Annotated in this window: 23 protein-coding genes and 1 pseudogene; 12 read left to right on the top strand and 12 right to left on the bottom strand. The window is 70.7% G+C overall.

What is annotated here, in order from left to right:
- Nucleotides 1-6: 6 nt before the first annotated feature.
- Nucleotides 7-2,370 carry a SpoIIE family protein phosphatase gene (locus tag ACZ4O3_RS00865; RefSeq protein WP_467720701.1) on the top strand — a complete coding sequence of 788 codons (2,364 nt, stop codon included), beginning with the start codon at nt 7-9 and terminating at the stop codon, nt 2,368-2,370.
- A 225-nt stretch (nt 2,371-2,595) separates the two neighbouring features.
- On the opposite strand, the gene ACZ4O3_RS00860 is transcribed toward ACZ4O3_RS00865, so the two are convergent.
- Entirely contained in the window at nt 2,596-3,213 is a 618-nt protein-coding gene (locus tag ACZ4O3_RS00860) for a TetR/AcrR family transcriptional regulator (protein WP_467720700.1), read from the bottom strand.
- Nucleotides 3,214-3,308: 95 nt separating this feature from the next.
- Here ACZ4O3_RS00860 and ACZ4O3_RS00855 point away from each other — a divergent pair, with 95 nt between their 5' ends.
- Nucleotides 3,309-3,509, top strand: a complete 201-nt coding sequence (locus tag ACZ4O3_RS00855) for a hypothetical protein (protein WP_467720699.1) — start codon at nt 3,309-3,311, stop codon at nt 3,507-3,509.
- A gap of 291 nt (nt 3,510-3,800) precedes the next feature.
- On the opposite strand, the gene ACZ4O3_RS00850 is transcribed toward ACZ4O3_RS00855, so the two are convergent.
- The 4 genes from ACZ4O3_RS00850 to ACZ4O3_RS00835 all read right to left on the bottom strand — a co-directional run bounded on the left by ACZ4O3_RS00850 (nt 3,801) and on the right by ACZ4O3_RS00835 (nt 6,951).
- Nucleotides 3,801-4,646 carry a hypothetical protein gene (locus tag ACZ4O3_RS00850; RefSeq protein ID WP_467720698.1) on the bottom strand — a complete coding sequence of 282 codons (846 nt, stop codon included), beginning with the start codon at nt 4,644-4,646 and terminating at the stop codon, nt 3,801-3,803.
- 13 nt (nt 4,647-4,659) lie between these two features.
- Nucleotides 4,660-5,541 carry a hypothetical protein gene (locus ACZ4O3_RS00845; protein ID WP_467720697.1) on the bottom strand — a complete coding sequence of 294 codons (882 nt, stop codon included), beginning with the start codon at nt 5,539-5,541 and terminating at the stop codon, nt 4,660-4,662.
- 17 nt (nt 5,542-5,558) lie between these two features.
- Entirely contained in the window at nt 5,559-5,867 is a 309-nt protein-coding gene (locus ACZ4O3_RS00840; protein ID WP_467720696.1) for a hypothetical protein, read from the bottom strand.
- A 454-nt stretch (nt 5,868-6,321) separates the two neighbouring features.
- Nucleotides 6,322-6,951 carry a helix-turn-helix transcriptional regulator gene (locus ACZ4O3_RS00835; RefSeq protein ID WP_362717613.1) on the bottom strand — a complete coding sequence of 210 codons (630 nt, stop codon included), beginning with the start codon at nt 6,949-6,951 and terminating at the stop codon, nt 6,322-6,324.
- Between the two features lie 97 nt (nt 6,952-7,048).
- On the opposite strand from ACZ4O3_RS00835, the gene ACZ4O3_RS00830 reads away from it, so the two are divergent.
- From ACZ4O3_RS00830 to ACZ4O3_RS00820, 3 genes are all read left to right on the top strand, one after another.
- Entirely contained in the window at nt 7,049-7,753 is a 705-nt protein-coding gene (locus tag ACZ4O3_RS00830; protein WP_362717616.1) for an ABC transporter ATP-binding protein, read from the top strand.
- Nucleotides 7,754-7,758: 5 nt separating this feature from the next.
- Nucleotides 7,759-10,584, top strand: coding sequence for an FtsX-like permease family protein (locus tag ACZ4O3_RS00825; protein WP_467720994.1), 2,826 nt, complete (start codon nt 7,759-7,761; stop codon nt 10,582-10,584).
- Between the two features lie 930 nt (nt 10,585-11,514).
- The gene (locus ACZ4O3_RS00820; RefSeq protein WP_467720695.1) at nt 11,515-11,805 is read left to right on the top strand and encodes a hypothetical protein; all 291 of its coding nucleotides are present in this window, start codon (nt 11,515-11,517) and stop codon (nt 11,803-11,805) included.
- On the opposite strand, the gene ACZ4O3_RS00815 is transcribed toward ACZ4O3_RS00820, so the two are convergent.
- The 3 genes from ACZ4O3_RS00815 to ACZ4O3_RS00805 all read right to left on the bottom strand — a co-directional run bounded on the left by ACZ4O3_RS00815 (nt 11,798) and on the right by ACZ4O3_RS00805 (nt 14,353).
- A complete protein-coding gene (locus ACZ4O3_RS00815; RefSeq protein WP_467720694.1) occupies nt 11,798-12,355 on the bottom strand; it encodes a cysteine hydrolase family protein in 558 nt (185 codons plus the stop codon). The two genes, ACZ4O3_RS00820 and ACZ4O3_RS00815, sit on opposite strands and share 8 nt — an antisense overlap.
- A 94-nt stretch (nt 12,356-12,449) precedes the next feature.
- Entirely contained in the window at nt 12,450-13,817 is a 1,368-nt protein-coding gene (locus tag ACZ4O3_RS00810; RefSeq protein WP_467720993.1) for an MFS transporter, read from the bottom strand.
- Nucleotides 13,818-13,894: 77 nt separating this feature from the next.
- Entirely contained in the window at nt 13,895-14,353 is a 459-nt protein-coding gene (locus ACZ4O3_RS00805) for a MarR family winged helix-turn-helix transcriptional regulator (RefSeq protein WP_362721382.1), read from the bottom strand.
- A 144-nt stretch (nt 14,354-14,497) separates the two neighbouring features.
- Between ACZ4O3_RS00805 and ACZ4O3_RS00800 the strand changes: the two are divergent.
- Nucleotides 14,498-14,761 (top strand): annotated as a pseudogene (locus ACZ4O3_RS00800) (transposase); the annotation flags it as partial.
- Between the two features lie 423 nt (nt 14,762-15,184).
- On the opposite strand, the gene ACZ4O3_RS00795 reads toward ACZ4O3_RS00800, so the two are convergent.
- Together ACZ4O3_RS00795 and ACZ4O3_RS00790 are read right to left on the bottom strand one after the other, a co-directional pair.
- Nucleotides 15,185-15,676 (bottom strand): hypothetical protein, encoded by a 492-nt coding sequence (locus ACZ4O3_RS00795; protein WP_362721378.1) that lies wholly within the window; start codon nt 15,674-15,676, stop codon nt 15,185-15,187.
- Nucleotides 15,677-15,693: 17 nt separating this feature from the next.
- A complete protein-coding gene (locus ACZ4O3_RS00790) occupies nt 15,694-16,095 on the bottom strand; it encodes a hypothetical protein (protein ID WP_362721375.1) in 402 nt (133 codons plus the stop codon).
- A 292-nt stretch (nt 16,096-16,387) separates the two neighbouring features.
- On the opposite strand from ACZ4O3_RS00790, the gene ACZ4O3_RS00785 reads away from it, so the two are divergent.
- The 4 genes from ACZ4O3_RS00785 (at nt 16,388) to ACZ4O3_RS00770 (ending at nt 19,133) form a co-directional block, all read left to right on the top strand.
- Entirely contained in the window at nt 16,388-17,059 is a 672-nt protein-coding gene (locus ACZ4O3_RS00785; RefSeq protein WP_467720693.1) for a glycosyltransferase, read from the top strand.
- A gap of 61 nt (nt 17,060-17,120) precedes the next feature.
- Nucleotides 17,121-18,029, top strand: a complete 909-nt coding sequence (locus ACZ4O3_RS00780; protein WP_467720692.1) for a PIG-L deacetylase family protein — start codon at nt 17,121-17,123, stop codon at nt 18,027-18,029.
- Complete coding sequence (locus ACZ4O3_RS00775) at nt 18,026-18,640, top strand: hypothetical protein (protein ID WP_467720691.1); 615 nt, start codon at nt 18,026-18,028, stop codon at nt 18,638-18,640. Before ACZ4O3_RS00780 ends, ACZ4O3_RS00775 begins: the two co-directional genes overlap by 4 nt.
- Nucleotides 18,641-18,647: 7 nt before the next feature.
- Nucleotides 18,648-19,133 carry a hypothetical protein gene (locus ACZ4O3_RS00770; protein WP_467720690.1) on the top strand — a complete coding sequence of 162 codons (486 nt, stop codon included), beginning with the start codon at nt 18,648-18,650 and terminating at the stop codon, nt 19,131-19,133.
- A 209-nt stretch (nt 19,134-19,342) separates the two neighbouring features.
- Here the strand turns inward: ACZ4O3_RS00770 and ACZ4O3_RS00765 are convergent, their stop codons facing one another.
- Nucleotides 19,343-20,671: a class I SAM-dependent RNA methyltransferase gene (locus ACZ4O3_RS00765; protein ID WP_467720689.1), complete on the bottom strand. Its 1,329-nt coding sequence runs from the start codon at nt 20,669-20,671 to the stop codon at nt 19,343-19,345.
- 114 nt (nt 20,672-20,785) lie between these two features.
- Nucleotides 20,786-22,831: an APC family permease gene (locus ACZ4O3_RS00760; protein ID WP_362728230.1), complete on the bottom strand. Its 2,046-nt coding sequence runs from the start codon at nt 22,829-22,831 to the stop codon at nt 20,786-20,788.
- 363 nt (nt 22,832-23,194) lie between these two features.
- Here ACZ4O3_RS00760 and ACZ4O3_RS00755 point away from each other — a divergent pair, with 363 nt between their 5' ends.
- Nucleotides 23,195-23,866 carry a potassium channel family protein gene (locus tag ACZ4O3_RS00755; protein ID WP_351325777.1) on the top strand — a complete coding sequence of 224 codons (672 nt, stop codon included), beginning with the start codon at nt 23,195-23,197 and terminating at the stop codon, nt 23,864-23,866.
- Nucleotides 23,866-24,534 carry a potassium channel family protein gene (locus ACZ4O3_RS00750; RefSeq protein ID WP_362728232.1) on the top strand — a complete coding sequence of 223 codons (669 nt, stop codon included), beginning with the start codon at nt 23,866-23,868 and terminating at the stop codon, nt 24,532-24,534. The genes ACZ4O3_RS00755 and ACZ4O3_RS00750 overlap by 1 nt, the downstream gene beginning before the upstream one ends.
- Nucleotides 24,535-24,658 lie beyond the last annotated feature (124 nt).

Raw genomic sequence — 24,658 nt, 5'->3', positions numbered from 1 at the left:
GGTGCCATGGATCGTTTTCCGAATGCTCCGGACGTCGAATTCCACAGCCCCCTGGACCTGACCAGGGCCGCGGCCGCGGTTCTGGACGCGGAGGGCCGCGTCTGCGGCTGGAGTCTGTCGGCCCAGCGTCTGCTCGGCCATCCGCCCCAGGAGGTGCTCGGCCGGCCGGCAAACCGGCTGGTGGCCGACCCGGGTCCGTGGCTGTCCGGTCTGTGCAGGGCGCACCGCCCCCGCGGCACGGTCCTGGACCTCCGCTGCCGAAACGGACACACCCTGCGCGCAGCCGTGACGTTCAGTCCGCTCTCGCACCAGGGTGTCGCCGCGACCGTCGTGGTGGCGGCCGAGCTGGCGGCCCTGCGCGGCTGGGAGGCCCAGCTGGCGATGCTGCAGGGACTGGCGACCGAGTCGTCCGTGGGGCTGACCGTCTACGACACCGACATGCGCGTCGTCTGGGGAAACGTCTCCACCGATCTGGAACTGGCCGGGGTCGCCCAGTACGTCGGCCGGCCGGCTGCCGATCTCTTCCCCGAGGGCGAGTTCATCTCCCGCCACCACCCTCCGGACGAGGACCAGGTGATGGAGCAGGTGCTGAAGACGGGCGAACCGGTCCTCGGCATGCACTACCGCGGGCGCGCCCCCGCCGATCCGGTGCGCGAGCACGTCTGGTCCTGCTCGTACTACCGGCTGGTGGACGCCAGGGGCGAACCGCTCGGGCTGTTCGAGGAGTCCCTGGACATCACCGACCGCTACCGCGCCCAGGAGCGCCTGTCGCTGCTCGTACGGGCGGGGAAGCGCATCGGCGCCTCCCTGGACGTGCGGCGCACGGCCGCGGAGCTGGCCGACGTGGCGGTGCCGCAGCTGGCCGACGAGGTGCTGGTGGATCTGCCGTCGGCGGTCATCGAGGGTCGGCAGCCTCCGACCCGCTCGGCGCCGGGGCACAGTCTGCTGCGGATGCACGGCCGTACCCCGGAGGAGTTCCGGACCAGCCCGGTCTCCTATCCGCCGTCGTCACCGCAGGCGCTGAGCCTGGCCAGCGGCCGCCCCGTCGTCGGTCTCTCCGAGCCGCCGGGCGAGGAGGGACCGGCCGGCCGGCCCTCGGAACTCTTCGTCCCGCTGCTCGCCCGCGACGCGGTCCTCGGCCTCGCCACCTTCCGGCGCGACAACAACCCCGACCCCTTCGGACCCGAGGAGCAGACGCTCGCCGTGGAACTGGCCGAGCGGGCCGCCGTCGGCATCGACAACGCCCGCCGCTACACCAGCCAGCACGTGGCCGCCCTGGTGCTCCAGCGGAGCCTGCTGCCCCGGCGGCTGCCCGAGCAGAGCGCGGTCGAGGTGGCGTACCGCTATCTGCCCGCCGACAGCCGGGTGGGGGTGGGCGGCGACTGGTTCGACCTGATCCCGCTCTCCGGTGCCAGGGTGGGGCTGACCGTCGGCGACGTGGTCGGTCACGGTGTGCACGCGGCCGCGGCCATGGGGCGGCTGCGCGCCACGGTCCGTACCCTGGCGCTGCTGGACCTGGACCCGGCGGAGCTGCTGACCCGGATGGACGGCCTGGTCGAGCTGGACCCGGAACCCGACCAGGCGGACGGACTGGGCGACGAGGCGGTCGGCGTGACCTGCCTCTACGCCATCTACGACCCGGTCGGCGGCCGCTGCGTCTGGGCCAGCGCGGGCCATCCCCCGCCGATCGTGGCCGACGCGAGCGGCTCGGTGGCCCTGTCCGCGCGAGCCCCGGGGCCACCCCTGGGGCTCGGCAGTCTGCCGTACGAGAACGTCGAGCTGAACCTGTCCGACGGCAGCGTGGTGGCGTTCTTCACCGACGGCGTGGTGGAGGACCGGCGCACCGACATCGACAGCGGGATCGACCGCCTCGCCCAGGTGCTCACCTGGCAGCGCTGCCCGCTCGAGGAACTGTGCGACCGGGCGGTGTCGACCCTGCCGCCCGGCCCCCAGGCGGACGACGCCACGCTGCTGCTGGTACGTACCCGACGGCTCGGCGCCGACCACGTGGCGGACCTGGAACTGCCGCCGGACCCGGCCGTGGTGGCGGACGCCCGCACCGACACCGAGCGCCAGCTGGAGACCTGGGGCCTGTCCGAACTGTCCTTCACCGCCGCGCTGGTGGTGAGCGAGCTGGTCACCAACAGCATCCGTTACGCGACCGGTCCCGTGATGCTGCGGCTGATCAGGGACCGCAGTCTGCTGTGCGAGGTCTCCGACAACGCGCACACGGCCCCTCACCTGCGCCGTGCCCGCCGCGACGACGAGGGCGGCCGCGGCCTGTACCTCGTCGCCCAGGTCTCCCAGCGCTGGGGCACCCGCTACACCGCGTCCGGAAAGACCATCTGGGCGGAACTGGCCCTTCCCTGAGGGCTTGCAGAACAACGACACGCTGATTCTCCGGCCGTGTCGAGCAGCTGTGGTAGCGGCCACCGACCTGCCGCGTTCTGTCCTGCGGCAACGTACGAGCCCCTCCGGACCCGCGCGGTGCAGACCGCCGTGACCTGCAAGTGCAGCGTCCGACAGCACGACGGCGCGTTCCAGAACCGGAACCGGCGTGTTGTTCTTCTGCGAGCCCTGAGGGACGTTGGCCGGCTACTCGGGCCGTACCGCCACTGTCGCCGGCGCCGTGGCCGCCACGGGGGCGACGAACAGCGCGCGTACGGCGGAGCGCACCTGGTCGGCGACCGCCTCGGGCGTGGAGGTGTCGAGCTTGCCGTCCAGGTGCAGGAACGCCAGGCCGTGGACGAGGGCCCACACCGTGACGGACAGCGCGTCCGCGTCGGCGCCGGGGAAGGCACCGCGGACGACACCGCGGACGTATTCCGAGATCGCGGCGGTCGCGGCGACCCGCTCCTCGCTGTCCGGATCACGGGGCTCCGCGAACATCACCCGGAACAGCGCCGGGCGCTCCAGCGCGAACCGGACGTAGGCGACGGCGACGGCCGCCAGTTCGTCGGGGGTCGTGGGTGAGGGATGCACGGCGCCCAGGTACTCGGCGAGTTCGCGGTAGCCCCGCGCGGCGACCGCGGAGACGAGCGCGTCGCGGTCCGCGTAGTGGCGGTAGGGAGCCGTCGCCGACACACCGGCCCGTCGCGCCACCGCCCGCAGGGACAGCCCGGCACTGCCGTCCTCCTCCAGCAGCTCCCGCGCGGCCCGCAGACAGGCGGCGCGCAGATCGCCGTGGTGATACGTGCTTCCCGCCTGCGACATCCGCCACGCTCCCTCATGTTTACATCGCTCACATCGTCACCCTAATGTGAACGCTGCACACATCGTAGGCGACCGAGATCGAGAGGGGAGCCCGGATGACCAGCGAGCTGTTCTCGCCGCTGTCACTGCGCTCCGGCCAGGTACTGGACAACCGGATCGCCAAGGCGGCCATGGAGGAGAACATGGCCGGCTGCGTGCCCGCCGCCGGCACGTTGGTCCGAGTCGGCGTCGAATGCCACGCGTCGCCGATCGAGGCGTACGAGGTGAGGGACGAGACCCGCCTGCCGCTCGGATAGGCGGTCTGGGCGGGTGCGGGCGCCGAGAGCGCCGGATCGGTGCCGCCGTCGTCGTTGGCCACCTGTGCGGTCACGGGGGCACGGCGCCGCCGCCCGCGGGCGGGCCTGCTCATCCGGCCCCCTTGCACACCCGTCGCGGCCCTGGCCGTCATCGCGTTCGCCGCCGCCCGGCTCGGGCGGTACCGGCGGCCGTCCGACCGGCCACAGGTCGACGGCATCATCGCCGGCACCGAGCCCGAGCCGGACAGAGACCCCTCTCGGTGGCTGGGCGAGGGCGTCCGGGGCCGCCGTTCAGACGCCGCTCGCGTCCTCGAACACCACTCGGAGACTCCCCCGCGCGGGGTCGTCCTCCGGGATGCCCGGTGGCAGCACCGGCGCGAGGGCGCGGAAGACCTCGCGCATCGCACGGTCGTCGTACCCGGCGAGCGTCTCGGTCGCCTGCAGCAGCACACCGCCGCCGCGCAGTTCCCGTACGGCGTGGAAGGCGCCGGTCGCGGTGAGGCGCGGGGCGCCGCCGAGGCGGGCGGCGAGTTCGCCAGGCATGCCGGTGATCCAGGAGTAGCCGCGCAGGTGGGTGCGGGACTCGCTGAGATACTTGCGGTGGTCCCGTCGCAGAGCCACCTCCAGGTCGGGCTTGTCGTGGAAGTTCAGGTAGTCGACACGCGCGAAGACCGGGTCAGCCCCGTCGAGGGCCACCGCCAGGAAGCCGAACAGGCGTGCGCAGAAGTCCGGGTCGACGATCCGGTCTCCGCCCGGGAGGAACACGGAAAGCTCGGTGTGCGTACCGCCACGGCCCGCGTGCTGACTGCCCACGCGCCCGTAGTCATCGGCCCATTCGTCCTCGTCCACCGACGGCTCGTGGAAGCCGACGCTCGCGTAGAAGGGATGGGCGCGCAAGACCCCGGCGAACGCCGGCCAGTTCTCCCGGACGTTCCTGAGCCGGGTTTGCCGCCCGCCCCTGAACGACTCGGTGGCACGGGCATACGAGTCGGCCGTCTCCTTCGCCCCGCTTGAGAAGAAGGAGTCGATTGCGGTCCGGAACCAGTGGACGACCAGGTCCCCGCGGGACGCCGCGGCCCGTTCATCGAGCGTCGCCCAGATGGTCACATCCTTGTCGGGGGCCTCGTAATCCATCACAGACCTCTCCTCCTCACGTCGTTACCGACGCTACTCGGTGCCCCGCTAGGCGAACGCGCCGCCCGTGAGGCCGTTGAAGAAGAAGCCGACCGTGAACAGCACGCCGGTGAAGACGACCGCTCCCATTCCGGCCTTCTGCGCATCCGGAGAGATGTGGAAGCCACCCGCCGCCCCACCGGCCGACGCGCCCCCCGTCGGGCCCGGCGCCGGTTCCACGGCTGGGGCGTCGACCGTTCCCGGTGCGGGTTCCCCGACCGGTGCCGCGGTGCTCGCGCTGGGCGTGGGAACTGGACCGGGTCTGGACCGGGTCCGGGCTGGGCGCGGGGTTGTCCCGGTTCTTGCGTCCATAGAAGCGCATGCCTTGGTACTCAGGCTCGGACTTCGACCAGACATTCACTATGCCCTCCCGGGACGCGTCCCGGCCGGAGAGCAGGCCGGCCCCCCGTTCCACGGTCCGGTCGTCGCCCTCGTCCTCCAGATAGTCCTGCATGCCCTCGACATACCTGGTCAGGTCCTTGGGGCCGTCCGTCTTACCGTAGGCGTTCCCCGGCTTGACCTCCCAGATGTACACCTTGTCCTTGGTCCACAGGATGACGTCGGCGGCACCGTCGTTGCCGGTGTTGTTGCCGCTCGCGCCCGGCACGGTGTTCGCGGTGGTGCCGCCGTCGCCCACGTCCACCGTGACGTAGCCCTCGACCTTGGACTCCATGGCCCACACCTGTGCCGCGTGGCCGGACTGGCAGACGGCGGCGTCATGGCCGCTCATGTGGAACGTCAGGGCGCAGGCGGAGCCGACGTTGCTCTTGCCGCCGTGCCGGACGACCGTCTTGCCGCCGGTGCCCTTGCCGCTGTTGCCGGAGTCGGTGGAGGTCTTCTTGCTGTGCGTGACCGGCATCCCGCCCCGGCACTCGATCAGGCCCTGCGCGCACTCGATGAGCTGCTCGCCGCTCGGGTCGGAGAAGGACGCCGGGTTGTCGGCGGCGTGGGGCCGAGTGAGAAGGTCGCGCCGTCAGGATTGGCATAGGTGGTGGCGTATTCGGTGCGCTCGCTGTGTACCTCGACGCGTTCGCCGCTTTCCACCGCTTCCCGGGACGCCTTCTGGGCGTCCGTCATGTCCGTCTGGGATTCCCGGCTTTCAGCGGCGAACCCGGTGGAGACGGCGGAGGCCGGTATCGCGTTGAGCGTCCCCATGGCCACGGCCAGAACGGTGCCGAGGCTCAACCAGCCTTTACGCAAGCGTCTTGGCGTATCCGAACAGGCGTCATCGCAGTCCCCCATGATCCACAAGCGCCGACGGACGTAATTTTTACGCACCTTGACCGTTCACAGTCAAGGTTGTTTCGTGAATTACCCCCCCCTTTAATCAACTCCCGTAAGCCAAAAGGCAAGTAAAAGAATGGGAAGAGGAATGGAACCTGAGCAACAGGCAAAATGCGAATTCACGGCCTGGCCTCACCGCGGGCTCCGGCGACGGCGATCCGGACGGACGCCACGGCGACCCGGGAACGCCACCAAGGGCTGTCCCGTGATCCCCGGCGGGCGCACGACGACAGCCACGGCACCTCGCCGCGTTGCCGGATAGCCCGAATACGCCCAGGATGAGGACGACCCTCCGCCTTGCGATGCACCGCATCTGACGCCGCGCGCTGATCCACCGGCGATCACGGGACAGCCCTCAGGCGGACTCGGTACGGTCCCCTCTCGTCCCACCGTGCCCCCCGGCCTCGTCGCTGTCGCCCCGCCCCCGTGAGGGTGAGCGCTCCGGCGCCTGCGCGCTCTGTGCCGTGGCGAGCGGGCCCAGATGCCGTGCGGCACCGTCCAGCAGCCCGAGGTCGGCCTTGGTGTGCGCGATGGCGGCGTCGATCAGGACGGCGACCAGCGGCTCGTCGGCGTGGGCGCGGCGCTGCTGGGCCAGGCCCGCGAGCTCGGACAGGTACGTCTGCCGCTGCGACTCGATCAGCGTGGCAAGGGCCTGCGGGCCCAGGGCGGAGGCGCCGAGGAGCTTCAGGAACAGTTCGTCGCGGAAGCCGCCGACGCGCACCCAGGCGGTGGTCGCCCACGAGCGCAGCTCGGCCTCGCCCGCCTCGGTGAGCGTGTAGAGGTTCTTGTCGGGCCGGTCGGTCTGCGTGACCTGCGAGCGTGAGACATAGCCGTCACGGACCAGCCGTTCGAGGATCTGGTAGAGGTGACCGATGTTCAGGCCACCCCACTGCGGGCCGATGGCCTCCTCGAAACGGGCCTTGAGTTCGTATCCGTGATTCGGCCGCCGGGTCAGCAGCGCGAGCACGGCGTGGTGGAGCGGCATATACGTCCCTTCTACATTGTGACAACATACCCCTGAATTGTCACAATGCAGGGGCGGCGAGGTCTGTGCCGCGATGTGCGAGGGCGAGGCTGCATCAATGGCTGTGAGCGTGGCGTTGCGCGGGGTGAGCCGTCGGTATCCCGGGCTGACCGCTCTGGACGAGGTCGACCTGGAGGTCGCGGCCGGCGAGGTGGTGATGCTGACCGGGCCGTCCGGCGCCGGCAAATCCACCGTCCTGCATGTGACGGGTGGCATGGACCAGCCCGACGAAGGACACGTCGAGGTCGACGGCGCGGAACTGGTGCCCCGGGACCTGGACCGTCACCGGCGGCGTGTCGGCTTCGTCTTCCAGCGCTTCCACCTGCTGCCCGCGCTGACCGTGCTGGACAACGTGCTCGCCCCCGTGCTGCCGCGCAGAGTGGACTTCGACCGGCGGGCGCGCGGCATGGAGCTGCTCGAAGCCGTCGGCCTGGACCAGCGGGCCGACGCGCTGCCCGCGCAGTTGTCGGGCGGTCAGCAGCAACGCGTCGCCGTCGCACGCGCGTTGATCAACCGGCCGGGACTGCTGCTGGCCGACGAGCCCACGGGCAACCTGGACAGCGTCATCGGTCGGGAGATCATCGACCTGCTGATGTCGCTGCGCGAGCGGTACGGGATGACGATGCTGATCGCCACGCACGACGCGGAGGTCGCCGCCAACGGCGACCGGGTGGTGCGGCTGCAGGACGGCAGGATCACCTCGGACCAGCGGGTCACCCCGTCCGTCGACGTGCTGCACCGGCTGGGGGGCCTCCGCCCGTGATCACGATGATCCTCGATCAGCTCCGGCGGCGGCGCGGGCGTGCGCTGGCCCTGGCCACCGGAATCCTGGTGGCGGCGACCAGCTTCACCCTGCTGACCGCGACGGTGAGCACGAGCCAGGCGACCACCGTGGGCACCGTACGGAAGAACGCGCGGTCCGCGTACGACGTCCTGGTCCGCCCGCCCGACTCGCAGACGGACGTGGAGCGGCAGAGCGGTCTGGTCGCGCCGAACTTCCTGTCCGGCACGTTCGGCGGCATCACCATGGACCAGTACCGGCGCATCCGCGGCATGGCCGGGGTCGACGTGGCCGCGCCGGTCGCCAACATCGGCTACCTCATGGTGGCGAGCACCGTCACGGTGGACGTGTCCCGCTTCCTGGACGGCAAGGCGTCCCGCCAGATCCTGCGCATCAGCCCCACGCTCACCTCCGGACTGGGCAGTTACCGCACCTCGGACGAGTACGTCTACCTCACCCGCTCCCCCCTGACGTCGGCATCGGAGTCGGACCACCTCTTCGAGTCCGACACCCTGGAAACGGGTGCGGGCGGCAAGAGCACCCAGCGGTATCGGATCAAGGGGAAGTACGACGTCTGCTTCTACTTCAACCGGGACAAGACCGAGCAGACCGAGTTCAACCTGCAGCTGCCGTTGAAGCCGAACATCATCGCCGAGGACCTCAGGGACAGGTCGCCGTTCGACCCGGACCTGAGTTCGCGGATGAACTGCCAGTCCGGACAGGACAAGGCCACCATCGACGTTCCGGTCAGTTACCCCGTGCTGCTGTCCGCCGTCGACCCGGTGGCCGAGGACCGGCTGGTGGGCCTGGGCGACACCATCGCCTCGGGCCGGATGCTCACCGAGCAGGACAAACCGTGGACGGTGTCGTCCGCCAAGAGCGTTCACGGACAGCACGACTCCTACATCCCGGCGCTGCTCAGTGACAACCCGCTGACCACCGGCACGCTCGACGCCACCGTCGAGCGGCTCGACGTCGGCGACCCGGCCGGGCTGCCCTCGAAACTGGGCAACCCGACAGCCGACAGCTTCGTCCGAGGCCTCCACGGCACCACGGTGGGCACGACCCGGGTCGACCTGCGCAAGGGCTACCGGAAGGCACTGAACGAGGACTCGTTCGACACCGGGTCCTACTGGACGGTCGGCCCGGTCACCTACCGCCGGACCTCCCACGGCGACCTCACCGCGCGGCCGCAGCCGCCGCAGAAGCCCAGCCTGTGGATCACCAACTCGAACCAGCAGCCGTTCTCCGGCGTCCCCGAGGAGAACCATCAGGGCACCCAGTACCGGAAGGTGACCAGCCACGCCGCCACGGACTGCATCGGACTGGGTACCTGCGACGGTGTGGACTCCGGACGCCTGCCCAATCCCTTCGTCCACCTCGTCGGCCGCTACGACACCGGCAGACTGGCCGGCTTCTCACCCCTGTCCGACGCCCCGTTGGAGACCTACCAGACACCGCAGGTCACCGGTGCGGACACCGCGACCCGAGCGAGGCTCCACGGCAGGCCGCTGCAGCCCGACCGCAACCTGGGCGGCTACGTCAGCCCGCCGCCCACCATGCTGACGACCATGGACTCCATCACCGCGCTCACCAAGAGCCGTCGGGTCCCGAGCATCCAGGACAAGGCGCCGGTCAGCGCGATCAGGATCCGGGTGGCCGGAGTGGCCGGCGTCGACACCGCCTCCCGGGCGCGGGTGAACGCGGTGGCCGGGAAGATCCGGGCCGCCTACCCCCGTCTCCAGGTCGACGTCACCGTCGGCAGCTCGCCCGCGCCGCGGACGGTGGCGCTGAGTGACTCGGCGCAGGTGACGGAGCGTTGGGTCGCCAAGGGCGTGGCACTGCGCATTCTCAGGGCTGTGGACGCCAAGAGCGCGGTGCTCTTCGTGCTGGTCCTCGTCGTCTGCGCGCTCTTCCTCGGCCAGGCGGCGCTGGCCTCGGTGCGCTCGCGCCGCACCGAGATCGGCACGCTGCGCTGCCTCGGCTGGAGCGGCGGCGAGGTACTCCGCCTGGTCCTCGGCGAACTGGCGGTGATCGGGCTGGCCGCCGGAGCGGCGGGCGCGGTGCTCGCGTACGTGCTGGGCCGGGTGCTGGGACAGCCCGAAGCCGGTGTCAAGTCGCTCCTCGTGCTCCCGGTGGCGCTTCTGCTGGCCACGGCGGCGGGCCTGATCCCCGCCTGGCTCGCCACCCGGCTGGGACCGATGGAAGCCGTCCGGCCCCCGGTGACGGCGGCCCGCCGCGCGCGCCCGGTGCGTTCGGTGGCCGGACTGGCCGTGCTCAACCTGCTGCGGGTGCGGGGCCGCACGCTGCTGGGTGCGGCGGGGCTGGCGCTGGGAGTGGCCGCCTTCACGGTGCTGCTCGCCCTGACGCTGGCCTTCCGGGGCGAGGTGGCCGGGTCGCTGCTCGGCAGTGCCGTGGTGGCGCGGGCGCGCGAGGCCGACTACCTCAGCGTCGCCCTGTCCCTGCTGCTGGGCGCCGCCGGTGCCATCGACGTCCTGGTCATCTCCCAGCGCGAACGCGCCGCTGATCTCGCGGTGCTGCGCGCGACCGGCTGGACCAGCCGCGAGCTGGCGAGGCTGACCCTCTACGAGGGAATCGGACTGGCGCTGCTGGGCGGTCTGTCCGGTGCGGTGGCCGGTCTGGCCGGGGTACTGGCCCTCGGCCGGGGCGTGCTGCACGGACACCTGTTCACGATCGCCGGCGCCGCGCTGCTGGCCACCCTCGCGGCGACCGCGCTGGTGGTGGCGGCTCTGGCGGTGCCGATCCGGGGGCTGTCCCGGATCGCCCCCGCCCACCTGCTCGCCGCCGACTGAGCCGACCACCACCGCTGTCGACGGACGTCCGCGGTCGTGCCCTCCCCTGCCGGCGACAGCCCTCCGCGCCCAGGGAGAGGACGGACCGCCCTGGCCCTGGGGGTTGTGCGCCGCTCTCGTGCCAAGCCCGGTTGCGGCCGTCGCAGGCATCGTCCTCCGGCCGTCTCCGCGGGGCGGTGACCTGGTCGGGGAACTGAGGGCCAGCGGGCGCCCGGAGCGTCGGATGAGCGTCACGGCCGTACGTCGGTCCGGCACGGGCGATCTGGCGTGGCATGGCTACCAGCGGTACAGCAGCACCTCCCCCGGTACGGAGCCTCATGCGGTGGAGTCACGTCGGTGTGCCCACGAAACTCGGGGCAGCTCACCACTGGGGTGTGATCAAGTACGTCGCCACGTACCGCCGCACGATGCGGCCCCCGGTTGATGGCGAAGACCGAGGAGTTCGCAGCCGGCAGAGCCGACGTGGTGCCGCTGGCCGACCGGCGGCAGACGTGCCGCTGACTGCGGAAGGTCGCCGCCGAGCAGCCCTGAACGGCCCGTGCCCCTGGACAAGGGGTGCGGCATGAACGAGCCCGACCCTTTCCTGGACCCCGCCCGCCAGCAGGAGCTCTACGGGCGCGCCTCCCGGCTGGCCGGGCGAGCCAGCGCCCTGATGCGCGTGAAGACCGCCGGTCGTCCGGAGCCCGAGACGATCGTGAGCCTCGTGCGGCCCCACCACGCGCGTCCGGACCGCCTCGGCGTGGTGCTCGGCATCAGCTGCGGTCGCGGAACGATCGGTCTGGTCATCCCCGGGCGGCTCCGGCCGCAGCACGTCGTCGGCCTGGACGCGGCCCCCGCCCTGCTCGCCCAGGCCCGCGAGCGCCACAAGAGCTGCCCGACACAGCGGGGGCCTTCGTCGAAGGCGACTTTCACCACCTCCCACTGCCCGCCATGCCGTGCGCCGTCGCCGTCGCCGCGTTCTGCCTCTGCCACTCGCCGCGGCCCAGGGACGTCATCGCTCAGATCTCCGAAGCTCTGGCCCCCGGGGGCCTGGCGGTGCTCGTCATCAAGGGGACTCGACAGCACCGGCAAGATGGTCGCGATCGCTCGGCCGGGGCGCAGGCGCGGATCCGCGCTCGGCGCGGTCAGGAGCCGACCGTGACGCCCGGCTGTCAGGGGTGGTGCCCCGGACGGCCGGGCGTGGCACGGCCAGCCGCCGCGCGCGATGGGGACGTCAGGTGAGGTCCGAGACCCAGGCATCGACGCTCGTGAGGATGGCGCCCTGGTGGGGGAACACCTTCTCGGTGAGCACCCGGTGGACTTCGGGGTCGCCGTCAACACAGCCGTCGGCCAGGACGGTGAGGCGGTAGTCGAGGTCGGCGGCCTGGCGCAGGGTGGACAGGACGACACCGCTGGTGGCCAGACCGGTCAGGATGAGGTGGTTGACGCCGGCGCCGCGCAGGACGAGGTCGAGATCGCTGCCGGTGAAGGCGCTGACGCGCTTCTTGGTGACGATGCTCTCGCCAGGCTGGGGCGCGACGTCGGGATGGATGGCGGCGCCAGGGTCGCCATCGATGAAGGCGTCCTCGGGCAGGGCGCTGAACATCGGGCTGGACTTGGCCTCGGGGTGGCCCGCGCGGAAGCCGACGACGACGTACACCACCGGAATGCCCGCAGCCCGGGCGGCGTTGACGGCGCGGGCGAGACGGGGCGTGTAGTCGGGGTCGAGGTCGGGGACGCGACCGATGATGGCCTTCTGTACGTCCATCACGAGCAGGGCGGAGTTGGGCACGGGTTCATCCTCGGTGTCGGGGTGGAACGGGTCATCCTGCGCGGCGGGGCGCCGCGAGGCGGATCCTTTCGGGCACGGGCCCGGATGTCGTCGGCTACCGGCCGGGACGCGGGGGTTCGCTCTCGGCGGGGTCGTCGGCTTCGCGCCCGATGCGGCGCAGTGAGGGGTCGGCGACGGTGACCACGAGGAACAGGACACTGATGGCAAGCATGAACCAGGCGAGATGGTGCAGACCGCCGGTGGTGACGTGCTCGCCGAAGAAGGCGCCGTTGGCGGCGGAAGCGATGATGGCGCCGAGGTAACCAAAGGTGCGCAGCAGCCCGGCAGAGGAGCCCATCCGGTCGGCGTCGGCCTGGTGGTAGACAGCGTTTTGCAGGGCAAGGCTGTTCAGCCCCTGCGGGATGCCGAGGACGATCACGACGGCCAGCAGCATCCACACCGGGCTGTCGGAGTGCAGGAGGAGCAGCAGGGCACAGGTGGTGATCTGGCCGAGAGCACCGACCAGGAGTTTGCTGCGGACGGCCTGGCGTCGTCCGGTGAGGGTGGAGACAACGATCGCGACGGCGAACAGGGGCAGCTGCACCAGGCCGGCCAGCGATGCGGAGAGGCCGCGTCCCTCCTCCGTCCACTGGGTGTAGCCGTACAGGAAGGCGTAGGTGACGATGTAGCAGAGCAGGGTCCGCCCGTAGGTGGCCAGCAGCGGCAGGTTGCCGCCGAGGACGCGTACGTCGATGAAGGGCTGCCGTGCGTGCAGTTCCCGCCAGGCGAAGCCGGCGCCCGCGGCGACGACCAGGAGCAGTAGGTACCAGTCACCGACGCCCGGGTTCATCAGGAACAGCAGGAGGCAGACGAGCGCTGCGGAGAACAGGCCCATGCCCGGCACGTCCAGGTCGCTCACCGGACGGTGCCCGTCGGCACGGCGGGAGCCGGGGGTGACGGGGATACGGCGGGCGCCGAGGTAGAGGCCGGCTATCGCGAGGGGGATGTTGACGGCCAGGGTGGCGCGCCAGCCGCCGACGCCGATCAGCAGGCCGCCGAGGCTGGGGCCGATCACGGCGATGGTCTGGGTGGTGACGGCCAGAGCGGTGAGGACGCCGGCGGGGCTGTCGTGACCGGTGCGCCGGGCCTCGCTGCGGATGAGGTACATGGCCGCCGGATAGCCGGAGCACGTACCGAAGCCCAGGAGTACCCGTGCGGCGATGAGGACGCCGAGGCTGGGGGCGAGCATGCCGGTGACGCCGGCAATGCCGGTCAGGGCGGTCCCGGCCAGGAACAGACGGCGGGGCCCGAAGAGATCGATCAGCCGGCCCACCACCGGCTGTCCGATGGCGGTGGCCAGGTAGAGGGCGGAGATCAGCCATGCGGTCTGGGACGGTGGGGCCCCGAAGGCGGCGCCGATCGGCACCAGGGAGACGGAGATGATGGAGGAGTTGACCGGGTTGAGGGCCGCTCCCGTCATCATCGGGGCCAGCAGACGACGGTCGAACCCGTCGTCCGGGCGCTTGCCCCGGCTGGGACGCAGCCTGTGCAGGACGCCGCTCACGAGCGCACGATCCGTTCGAGTACGGCGGTTGCCTCGAGAAGCGTGCGGCGCTCCTCTTCGGTGCACTGCTCCTCCAGCGCGCTGGCGAGCCAGCCCTCACCGGCCTGGCGGCGGTCCTCCAGGAAGGCGTGGCCGCTGTCGGTGACGAAGACCAGCTGACGTCGGCCGTCCTGGGGATCCGGACGGCGGGCGACCAGACCGCGCTCTTCCAGGGCGCCCGTAATGGCGGCCACTGACTGGTGGCGGACCCGTTCGGCGGCCGCCAGGTCACTGACCGACGCCTCGCCGTCCTTGTCCAGACGGCTGAGGACGGACGTCTGCGACGGTGTGAGCTCGCCGCGGTCGTAGGTCTCACGCAGGCGGCGCCTCAGCCGGCTGTAGACCACACGGACCTCGCGCGCTGCGCGTACGGCCGACTCGGACACTCCGCCGGTGGTGCTGATGACCTCATCCATACACTCAGGCTAACTTGCGCAGTCCAGACTGCGCAAATGAGCCTGCGTATCTCTGCTCACAAGATCACGTATCTCCGTTCACAAGATGACGAGGGCGGGTCTGTACGGTGAGCGGTGCAACTCCCGCGCTGGAAGCGACAGTTGATGACTGACGTCACGAGTGGCACCGAGGCCGTGGAGGCCGCTGTGAGTGGGACGAACGCGGTGGATGGCGGGCTGGTGGCCGAGCTGGTTGCCCGGGCCCAGGCTGGTGGCGCGAAGCTCACCGGGGAGGGTGGCCTGCTGCAGCAGCTGACCTAGCGGGTGCTGGAGGCAGCCCTGGAGGGCGAGCTCACCGATCACCTGGGACACGAGCCCGGTGAGCGGGCCGAGGGCGGCCGGGAGAACTACCGCAACGGACACCGCTCCTGGTTCTCTCCGCCGGCCACTGGCACGCCAAGCGGCAGCACGCCCAACAGGCAGAGGCCGCCCGCCAAGCCGCCGACCACCTGCGCGCCGCGTACGTTGGGGCCGTTGAAGCGCCCATCGCCCGGCTACGCGAACAAGGCAGGCAGGTCATCCGGCGAGTCAGTGACTGGTACGCCGTCCAGCTACGCGTGGTTCTGCCCGACCTGGCTGACACCGTCCTCGCCGAGGCCAGCTGGCCAGCGCATCCTCCGTCAGCGACGTCCTCGTCTGGCGCCTGCGCCGCATGGCAGACTTGGCCGCCTACCCGGGAACACCGCATCAGCGCTCGGGCACCAGTCCAGCACCGGTCCCCCAGCCATCCTCGCGCCGCAGCAAGCCGGGCGCCCACCGGTAACCGGCAAGGCCAGGGCACACGCGCGCGAATCAGCTCTTACGAGCCGTTCCCTCGGGCCAGACCACGTCCACAGGGATGCCCGCCGCCTGCGCTTCGAGGACCGTGTCCGCGGTGCCACCGCCCTTACCCGTCGGGGGTTCGCCGTTCCATACCGCGACGAGCCGGTCTGCGCGTTCGATGAGGACGGTGTTCGCGGCCTCGTACGCCTGCCGGTTGGCCGTCTCGTGAGGGAGGACGAGGACCTCGGCGGCGGCTTCGACGAGGTGGTCGAAGAGGGCAGCATGGTTGGGCTTGACCTTGTTCTGGCGGTAGTCCTGGGAGGGGATGACGACGGTCAGGCGTCCGCCGGCGGCGAGGACGGCTTCGGCGAAGAGGGAGTCGGCGCCCTTGGCGATGCAGGAGACGCCGACGAGATCGCCGTCCTCGGCGTACTGCTTGAGCAGGTCGTCCAGGGCGGTGCGGACCAGAGGGATGCTGTCATCGGTCAGGTCCATGTGCCCGGTCACCGCGATCGTCGTCACGGTCGTCGTTCTCCTTCTCAGGTCGACAGCAGGTCGCGGATCCTATCGCGGGCCTCGCGCACGGGCCGGGCCGCGCTGTTGCCCACGGTGTACGGGTAAAGCTCGCCCAGCTGGGCACGGACCCTGTTCGAGCGGGTCCCGCTCGCCGCGTCCACCGCTCGGTGGGTCTCCGCCAGGGCGCCGGTCAGGTCGCCGAGCAGGAAGTGGCACTGGGCCAGGCCGATACGGTCGAGGGCATGGCTGCGGCCGGCTTCGGGACCGCGCCGGGCAAGGGCGTGGCGGATCTCTCCGGCTGCGGCTTCGGCGTGTTTCTTCGGGTTCTGGGGGGCGAGTTCGAGGAGCCTGCCGCCCGTGGTGCCAGCGAGTTCTGCCTCGTCGAAGTAGGCGATCCAGTACGGCTCTTCGGCCCCGGGACACACGCCATCTGGTCGACTTCACCGACGCGGCCCCCGGCTCGCGGGAGTCGGATGTCGCCCATGCCCTCGTCATGACCGCCGCCCACACGCCGTGGGACCGTGACGCGCTCACCAGCAGCTACCCCCTCGCCTTGAACAGCGCCCGTCTGTCGGCATGGGTGGTCTTGATCACCGTCCGCTGCTGGGCGTATTCCGCTCCCGGCGAGGACCAAGCGCTGTGGCGGGGCCGGCTCGCAGACCTCACCCACCGGACACCCCACCTCTTCCGCACACCACGCACGGAAAGGACTCCCCGATGACCAGAGCCGCTGGCCTGACCGTCGTCATCCCCGCCCACAACGAAGCCGCGTACCTGCCCCGCTACCTCCCCACCGTCCTCGCCTCCCTCACCAGGTGGGAGGAGAGCAGCGGCGAATTGGGGGAGGTGATCGTGGTCGACAACGCCTCCACCGACACGACCGCCGAGGTGGCCGCCTCCTTCGGCGTGCGCGTGATCAGCGAGAGCGTGCGCAATATCGGGCGAGTCCGCAACAGCGGCGCGGCCGTGGCCGGCGGCCGACGGCTGTTCTTCACGGACGCCGACGTCGCACTGCCCCTGGAAGCGATCACCGCCGCCGCGACCGCGATGGACACGGGGGCCGTCGGTGGCGCCATCCCGCCCCTGTACACCCCCAAGCGGCTCGGGGCACGGCTGCTGTGCGCGTACTGGGACCACTACCGAACCGCCCACGGTGGCGCGCAGGGCGTCGCCCAGTTCGCAACCGCCCTGGCTTTCAACAAGATCGGCGGATACCGGGACGACCTGTTCATGAGCGAGGACGTCGACTTCTTCCATCGCCTGACCGCCACCATGGCCGGGCCACCGCCGCCTCGGTCGCGATCTTGGACGAGCTGCGCGTGCGCCCCTCCACTCGCCGCTACGACCAGTGGTCCAGCCTCCGGATGCTGTGGTGGCGGAACCCCGTGACCGCCCGTCTGCGGCTGAGCTCCCCGCGCATGTGGCGCCACTGGTAGGGGACCACGGTCCGATGAACCAGAGCCATACGCCCGTGACGCTGCCGGTGCCGGACGCAGAAGGGATCTACACGTTCCCCGACGACCTCGTCCGCGCCCGCGCCCGCGAGCAGTGGACCAACCACCTCGTCGAACGCCACCGCGCCCACGACGACCACGTCATCGAGCTGATGACCCCCTATAACGGCCACCCCTACCTCATCGAGCTCCGCCACCCCGCCGGCCGCCCGGTCCTCGTGATCGAGCCGCACCACGACGACTTCGCCCTGTCGGCTTCCGGAACCTTCCTCGCCCACCCTCGTCCCCTCACCGTGGCCACCGTGGCCACCGTGTTCACCCGGTCCACCATCGTCCATCCGGCTCTGGAGGACGCCTTCACCACTGAGGCCGCCGTGTCCCACCTGCGCGAACGGGAAGGCGCCGCCGCACTTGCCCCGCTGGCCGCCGAGCGCGTCCTGCTCGGGCACAAGGACGCCGAACCGCCGTACCGGCCCTACAACCAGGACCGCCTGGAACAAGTCACCCACGAACTCCACGAAGTCATCGACGCCCATCCCGACGCCGAACTCCTCGCCCCGGCCGCCGTCACCCGGCACCCCGACCACCTCCTCGTGCACCACGCAGCCGTACGCCTGGGATGCCGATGGTTCTGGGAAGACCTCGCGTTCTGGCCCACCTACGCGCTCGCCGGATGCGACCAGCACCTCTTCCGCGCCCGCACTGGCCCGGCCCTGACCACCGAACGGGTCGACATCACCGACGTGATCCTCGACAAGACCACCGTCCTGCGGATGCACGGCTCGCAGATGCACCCGGACCGGAAGATGTACCGGCCCATCCGGCACGCCTGGACCACCGCCACCGCTCTCCCGGTCGGCACAGGAACCTACGCGGAACGCTTCTACCGGATGGAATCACCATGAAGATCATCGCTGTCGAAGGACCCTCGTACGCGGGAAAGTCCACCGCGATTGAGCATCTGCGCAGCATTGGCATCGAGAGACAAGCATTCGTATCGGATTGCTACGTCCGCCAGATCGCCCACCGCGACGACATCCCCCCGGCCCGCACCGAATCCGCGGCCGCGCAGCTCGCCGCCTTCGAGAAGTTCATGGCCATCGAGAACACCCGCGTCCGAGCGGCCCTGGCCAGCGCCAAACCCGGGGCCGTCCTCGACCGTTCCGTCGACACCCTTCTGGCCCACGCGCACGCCCTTGACGCCCTGTACGGATACGACGTCCACGACCAACTCCGCGACCGCCTCCAGGAACTCCCATTCCTACGCCCCGACCACACCCTCTACCTCGACGTACCCGCCGAAGCGCTGAACCTCCGCCGCAAACTGGCCAGGCACACGGCAACGGAATCCGACTACTTCCTCCACGATCCGGCGTTCCTCACCCACGCCCGGAACTACTTCGTCTCCAGAGCACGACCGCCGGTGTCACGGGAGGTCATCGTCGGCCGGGCCGACACCGACCCGGCCGACGTCGCGCACGCAGTCGAATCCCTCGTCGCGTTCTTGGCAAGGTGACTGGCCGTTGCCCACCGCCCTCTTCGCCTGGCGGCACACTCCGCCCCCGCTGCTCATCGGCGGGGCCGAGGTCACCCAACAACTGCTCGCTGAAGAATTCGCCGCAGCCGGCTGGCGGACCGTCTACCTCGGCTCCCACCAGGCACCTTGGGACCAGGCAACACAACTCCCCCAGATACGAGCCTTCCTCGACTCCCACCACACCCCCTACGAGGAGACGCGGGGCGACCTGCGCTACCAGTGGAAGAAAGTGGACTGCATCGCCGTACCGCAGCACCGGACGGCATCGACCCTCCACAGCCTGCTGTCCGGGCTGCAGCCGGACGTGGTGTTCACCTCGCAAGAAGGCGCGGCCGACCTCGCCGCACAAGCCCGGCCCACCGCACTCGTCGCGGGCATCCTGCACTCCGTCAGCGCACGCTCCTCCTGCTGCCGTTCCCACCATTCAGCAAGAGCGTCGAGGCCTGCGGAATCCTCTAGGTTAGTCATCTGACCTACGGATCCCCCCTCAATCGGTATCGAGAACTGAAGAGGTCCCCCACGCCTCCATAGGGAATTCGACCAGCGACGCGGCGCTCCTGACACCTCATCAGAACGAGCGTCAAGTGAGCGTCAAGATACCCCGGAGAGCGTCATTTCAGCGTCAAGACATCGCCCGTAACGCCCACACCGCACATCGCGCACACCACCCGAACCCGCAGGTCAGGCGGTCTTTCCGGCCGGTTCAAGGATGGCAACGCACTCCACATGATGCGTCATCGGAAACAGGTCGAAGGCCCGCAGCGTCCGCACCCGGTACCCGCCGTCCCGGAAGTACGCCAGGTCGCGGGCCAGGGCGGCCGGGTCGCAGGCGACGTAGGCGACGCGGCGGGCGCCCAGGGACGTCAGGTGCTCGACCGTGGTGCGGCCCGCGCCCGCGCGGGGCGGGTCGAGGACGATGAGGTCGACCTCGGTGATGCCGGTGCGCGGGAGGACCGACTCGACCTTGCCCTGCTCGACGCGGACCCGGGGGAAGCCGGCGAGGTTGTGGCGGGCGTCCTCCACCGCGCGCTTGCCGGACTCGATGCCGAGCACCGCGCCCTTCTCGCCGAGGCGGTCGGCGAGGGCGCCGGCGAACAGGCCGACACCGCAGTACAGGTCCAGGGCCATCTCGCCCTTGCGCGGGAGGAGGCCCTGCATCACCGCGGTGACCAGGGTGTCCGCCGCCTTCGGGTGGACCTGCCAGAAGCCGCCGTTGCCCACGCGGTGGGTGCGGCCGTCGGCCCGCTCACGGACGAAGGCACGGCCGTGGACGCGGTGGATGCCGCCGTCGTTCTCGTCCACCCGCAGGACCGAGACCGGCTTGTCGAGTTCGACCAGGGGCAGGCGGGCGCCGGGGCGGGGCTCCAGGATCACCATCCGGTCCTGGGAACCGGTCGCGGCGATCGCGTCCACCGACACCATGCCCGACCAGTCGCGCTCCTCGATGCCGAGTTCGCTGACGCCCGGCGCCGCGATCATGCAGTGCTCGATCGGCTCCACCTCGTGCGAGCGGTGCCGGCGCAGTCCCGCGTTGCCGTCGGCGTCGACGGCGTACTGCACGCGCGTGCGCCACTGCGGCACCCCGCCCGCCGGCAGCTTGTCGCCCTCGGCGGGCATCACCGTGCCGTCCCAGCCCGCCTCCTCCGGCGTCAGGCCGGCCAGCCGCCGCAGCTGCTCGGCGATCACCTCGCCCTTGAGCCGGCGCTGGGCGCCCGGCTTGGCGTGCTGCCAGTCGCAGCCGCCGCAGCGGCCGGGGCCCGCGTAGGGACAGGGGGCTTCGACGCGGTCCTTGGACGCGTCCACGATGTCCACCGCGTCGGCGCGCAGGAAGCGGGCCCCCTCCTCGCCCTCGGTCACCCGGGCCACCACCCGCTCACCGGGCAACGCGTGCCGGACGAACAGCACCTGCCCCTCGGCGGTCCTGGCGATGCAGTGCCCGCCGTGGGCGACCGGGCCCACCTCGACCTCGTACTCCGTCCCCACCAGAGATTTCTTCGGTTCTGCCTGCATGGCGGGGTGACTCCAGATCAACGAGAGGGGGTACGGCCGCGCGCGGGCCGACGACAGCCCACCAGTCTACGTGCTCGGCGAAGGCGCCCGCCCCGCTCGGGGCGGGCCGCCGGCTCACCCCCCGCTGTGCTCCTTCGGCCGGTGCTCCGCCGGACCGCGCCGGACGGCGCCCGGGGCGTTCCAGTCCTGCCGCTTGCGGGCCCGGTTCCTGGCGGCCTCCGAGGACGCCAGCTGGTAGGGCACCGAGGTCACCATGACACCCGGCGTGAACAGCAGCCGGCCCTTGAGGCGCAGGGCGCTCTGGTTGTGCAGCAGGTGCTCGTACCAGTGGCCGACCACGTACTCGGGGATGATCACGGAGACCGCGTCCCGCGGGGACTGGGCGCGCAGTCCCTTGACGTACTCGATGATCGGCCGGGTGATCTCCCGGTAGGGCGAGTCGAGGACCTTCAGGGGTACGTCTATGCCGCGCCGTTCCCACTCCTCACGCAGCGCCTTCGTCTCGGCCGGGTCGACGTTGACGGTGAGCGCCTCCAGGGTGTCCGAGCGCATCAGCTTGGCGTAGGCGAGGGCGCGCAGGGTGGGGCGGTGGATCTTGGAGATCAGGACGACCGAGTGCACGCGCGAGGGGCGGACCAGGTCGTCGTCCGGTTCCTGGGGCGCCGAGATCTCCTCGGAGACCCGGTCGTAGTGCTTACGGATCGCGGTCATCGTCGCGTAGAAGATGCACATGCCGAGCAGCGCCACCCAGGCGCCGTGCGTGAACTTCGTGACCAGCACGACGACCAGCACCAGGCCGGTGAAGAAGGCGCCGAACGCGTTGATCGCGCGGGAGCGTGTCATGTGGCTGCGCTTGGCCGGGTCCTTCTCGGTCGCCAGGTGGCGGTTCCAGTGCCGGACCATGCCGGTCTGGCTGAGCGTGAAGGACACGAACACGCCGACGATGTAGAGCTGGATGAGGCGGGTCGAGTCGGCGCCGTAGATGACCACCAGCAGGGCGGCGGCGCCGGCGAGCAGCACGATGCCGTTGGAGAAGGCGAGACGGTCGCCGCGGGTGTGCAGCTGGCGCGGGAGGTAGCGGTCCTGGGCGAGGATCGAGCCGAGGAGCGGGAAGCCGTTGTACGCCGTGTTCGCGGCCAGGAACAGGACCAGTGCGGTGGCGGCGGCGAGCACGATGAACAGCAGGCTGCCCTTGCCGAAGACGGCCTCGGCGACCTGGGAGATCACCGGGTTCTGGACGTAGCCCGAGCCGATCGGGACACCGTTGTGGATCAGGTCGGTCGCCGGGTTCTCGGCCATGCGGACCTTGGTGACCGCGGCGAGCGCGATGATCCCGCAGAACATGGTGACGGCCAGCAGGCCCATCATGGCCAGGGTGGTCGCCGCGTTCTTCGACTTCGGCTTGCGGAAGGCCGGGACGCCGTTGGAGATCGCCTCGACACCGGTGAGCGCGGCACAGCCGGAGGAGAAGGCGCGCAGGAGCAGGAAGACGAGTGCGAAGCCCGCCAGACCCTGGTGCTCGGCCTTGATGTGGAAGCCGGCGGTCGGGGCCCGCATCGTGTCCCCGAGGACCAGGCCCCGGAAGGCCCCCCACGCGATCATGACGAAGACGCCGCCGACGAACACGTACGTCGGGATCGCGAAGAGCTTGCCGGACTCCTTCACCCCGCGCAGGTTCATCAGGGTCAGCAGCACGATCACGGTGACGGCGCAGAAGACCTTGTGCTCGACCACGAAGGGGATCGCCGAGCCGAGGTTCTCGATGCCGGAGGCGATGGAGACGGCGACGGTCAGGACGTAGTCGACGAGCAGGGCGCTGGCCACGGTGAGGCCGGCCTTGTTGCCGAGGTTGGTGGTGGCGACCTCGTAGTCGCCGCCGCCGCTCGGGTAGGCGTGCACGTTCTGCCGGTAGGAGGCGACCACGGTGAACATCAGCACGATGACCGCGAGCGCGATCCAGGGGCTGAAGTGGTAGGCCGACACACCCGCGATGGACAGGACCAGCAGGACCTCCCCCGGCGCGTAGGCGACGGAGGACAGCGGGTCGGAGGCGAAGACGGGGAGGGCGATGCGCTTCGGCAGGAGCGTCTCGCCCAGCCGGTCACTGCGCAGAGCCCGCCCGATCAGGATCCGTTTGGGCACGTCGGTCAGTTTGGACACGAGAGAGGATCGTAGGGCTTCCACCTGGCATGGCTCCAGCCGCAGGGCACGATCTGCCTCCCGAGTGAAAAAGGTGACGGCTGGAACTGCGCATTCCGTACCCTGCGCGTCATTCGTGCCTAGATGGCAGATCCCGCCTGTCATCGCACTTCGGAGGTCTCATGCCCGCGACCGCAGAACTGATCGGCGCCGCGGTGACCCTCCTCGGCCTCGGAATCCTCACCGCCTGGAGCGTGCGCAGCATCACTCGGCGATGAGCTTGGCCGAGGGGTGCCCGGCCGGGACGGTGCGTGTGTAGCTTGGGCGTCGGTCTGAGACCCTGATGGGGCTGAGCAGTAACTTTGGGACACCGGAAGGACGGTCGTGCACATCGTCATCATGGGCTGCGGCAGAGTGGGTTCCGCTCTCGCCCAGACCCTGGAGCAGCAGGGGCACACGGTCGCCGTGATCGACCAGGACCCCACCGCCTTCCGCAGGCTGGGCCCGGGATTCGGCGGCCGCCGGGTCACCGGGGTCGGTTTCGACCAGGACACCCTGCGTGAAGCGGGCATCGAGGAGGCCGGCGCCTTCGCCGCCGTCTCCAGCGGCGACAACTCGAACATCATCTCGGCCCGGGTCGCCCGCGAGATGTTCGGCGTGGAGAACGTCGCGGCCCGTATCTACGACCCACGCCGCGCCGAGGTCTACCAGCGCCTCGGCATCCCGACCGTCGCCACGGTCCGCTGGACCGCCGACCAGATGCTGCGCCGGCTGCTGCCCTCGGGCGCGGAGCCGCTGTGGCGCGACCCCACCGGCGGGGTCCAGCTCGCCGAGGTGCACGCCTCCCCGAAGTGGGTCGGGCACAAGATCAGCACGCTCCAGGAGGAGACCGGCGTCCGGGTCGCGTTCCTGACCCGGCTCGGCGAGGCGATGCTGCCGACCTCGCAGACGGTGCTCCAGGAGGGCGACCTCGTGCACGTGATGATGCGCACGGACGACGTCGACAAGGTCGAGGCCGCCTTCGCCGGGGGTCCGGAAGAGGAGAGCGGTCACTGATGAGGGTCGCCATTGCCGGAGCCGGCGCCGTCGGCCGCTCGATCGCGGGCGAGCTGCTGGAGAACGGCCACGAGGTCCTGCTGATCGACAAGGCCCCGACCGCCATCTCGGTGGAGCGGGTCCCGCAGGCGGAGTGGCTGCTCGCCGACGCCTGTGAGATCACCTCCCTGGACGAGGCGGCGCTGCAGCGCTGCAACGTCGTGATCGCCGCGACGGGCGACGACAAGGTGAACCTGGTCGTCTCCCTCCTGGCGAAGACCGAGTACGGCGTTCCGCGCGTCGTCGCCCGGGTCAACAACCCGAAGAACGAGTGGCTGTTCAACGAGTCCTGGGGTGTGGACGTGGCCGTCTCGACGCCTCGCCTGATGTCCGCCCTGGTCGAGGAGGCGGTGAGCGTCGGCGACCTGGTCCGGCTGCTCCGCTTCAGCCACGGCGACGCCAACCTGGTGGAGCTGACGCTGCCCGAGGAGTCGGCGCTGGCCGGCACCCAGGTCGGCGACGTGGAGTGGCCCGAGGACACCTCGCTGGTCACGATCATCCGCGGCACCCGGGTCCTCACCCCCTCCCGCGACGACTCCCTGGAGGCGGGCGACGAACTCCTCTTCGTCGCGGCCCAGGCGCGCGAGGAACAGCTGGAGGATCTGCTGTCGGTACGGCGGGAAGACTGACGCAGCACGACAGAGGGGCGGCCCCCGCCGCGGCGGAGGGGGGCCCCTCTTTCTTTTCTGGTCCCCGGCTCCCCGTTGTGGTGTCCCCCGGGGGGCTCTTATCCCCCCCTGTCCCACGCGTCCT

The organism is Streptomyces sp. NPDC026515, assembly GCF_055567595.1.
Note: the sequence above shows the minus strand (reverse complement) of the source record. Positions and strands in the feature narration are given on the sequence as shown.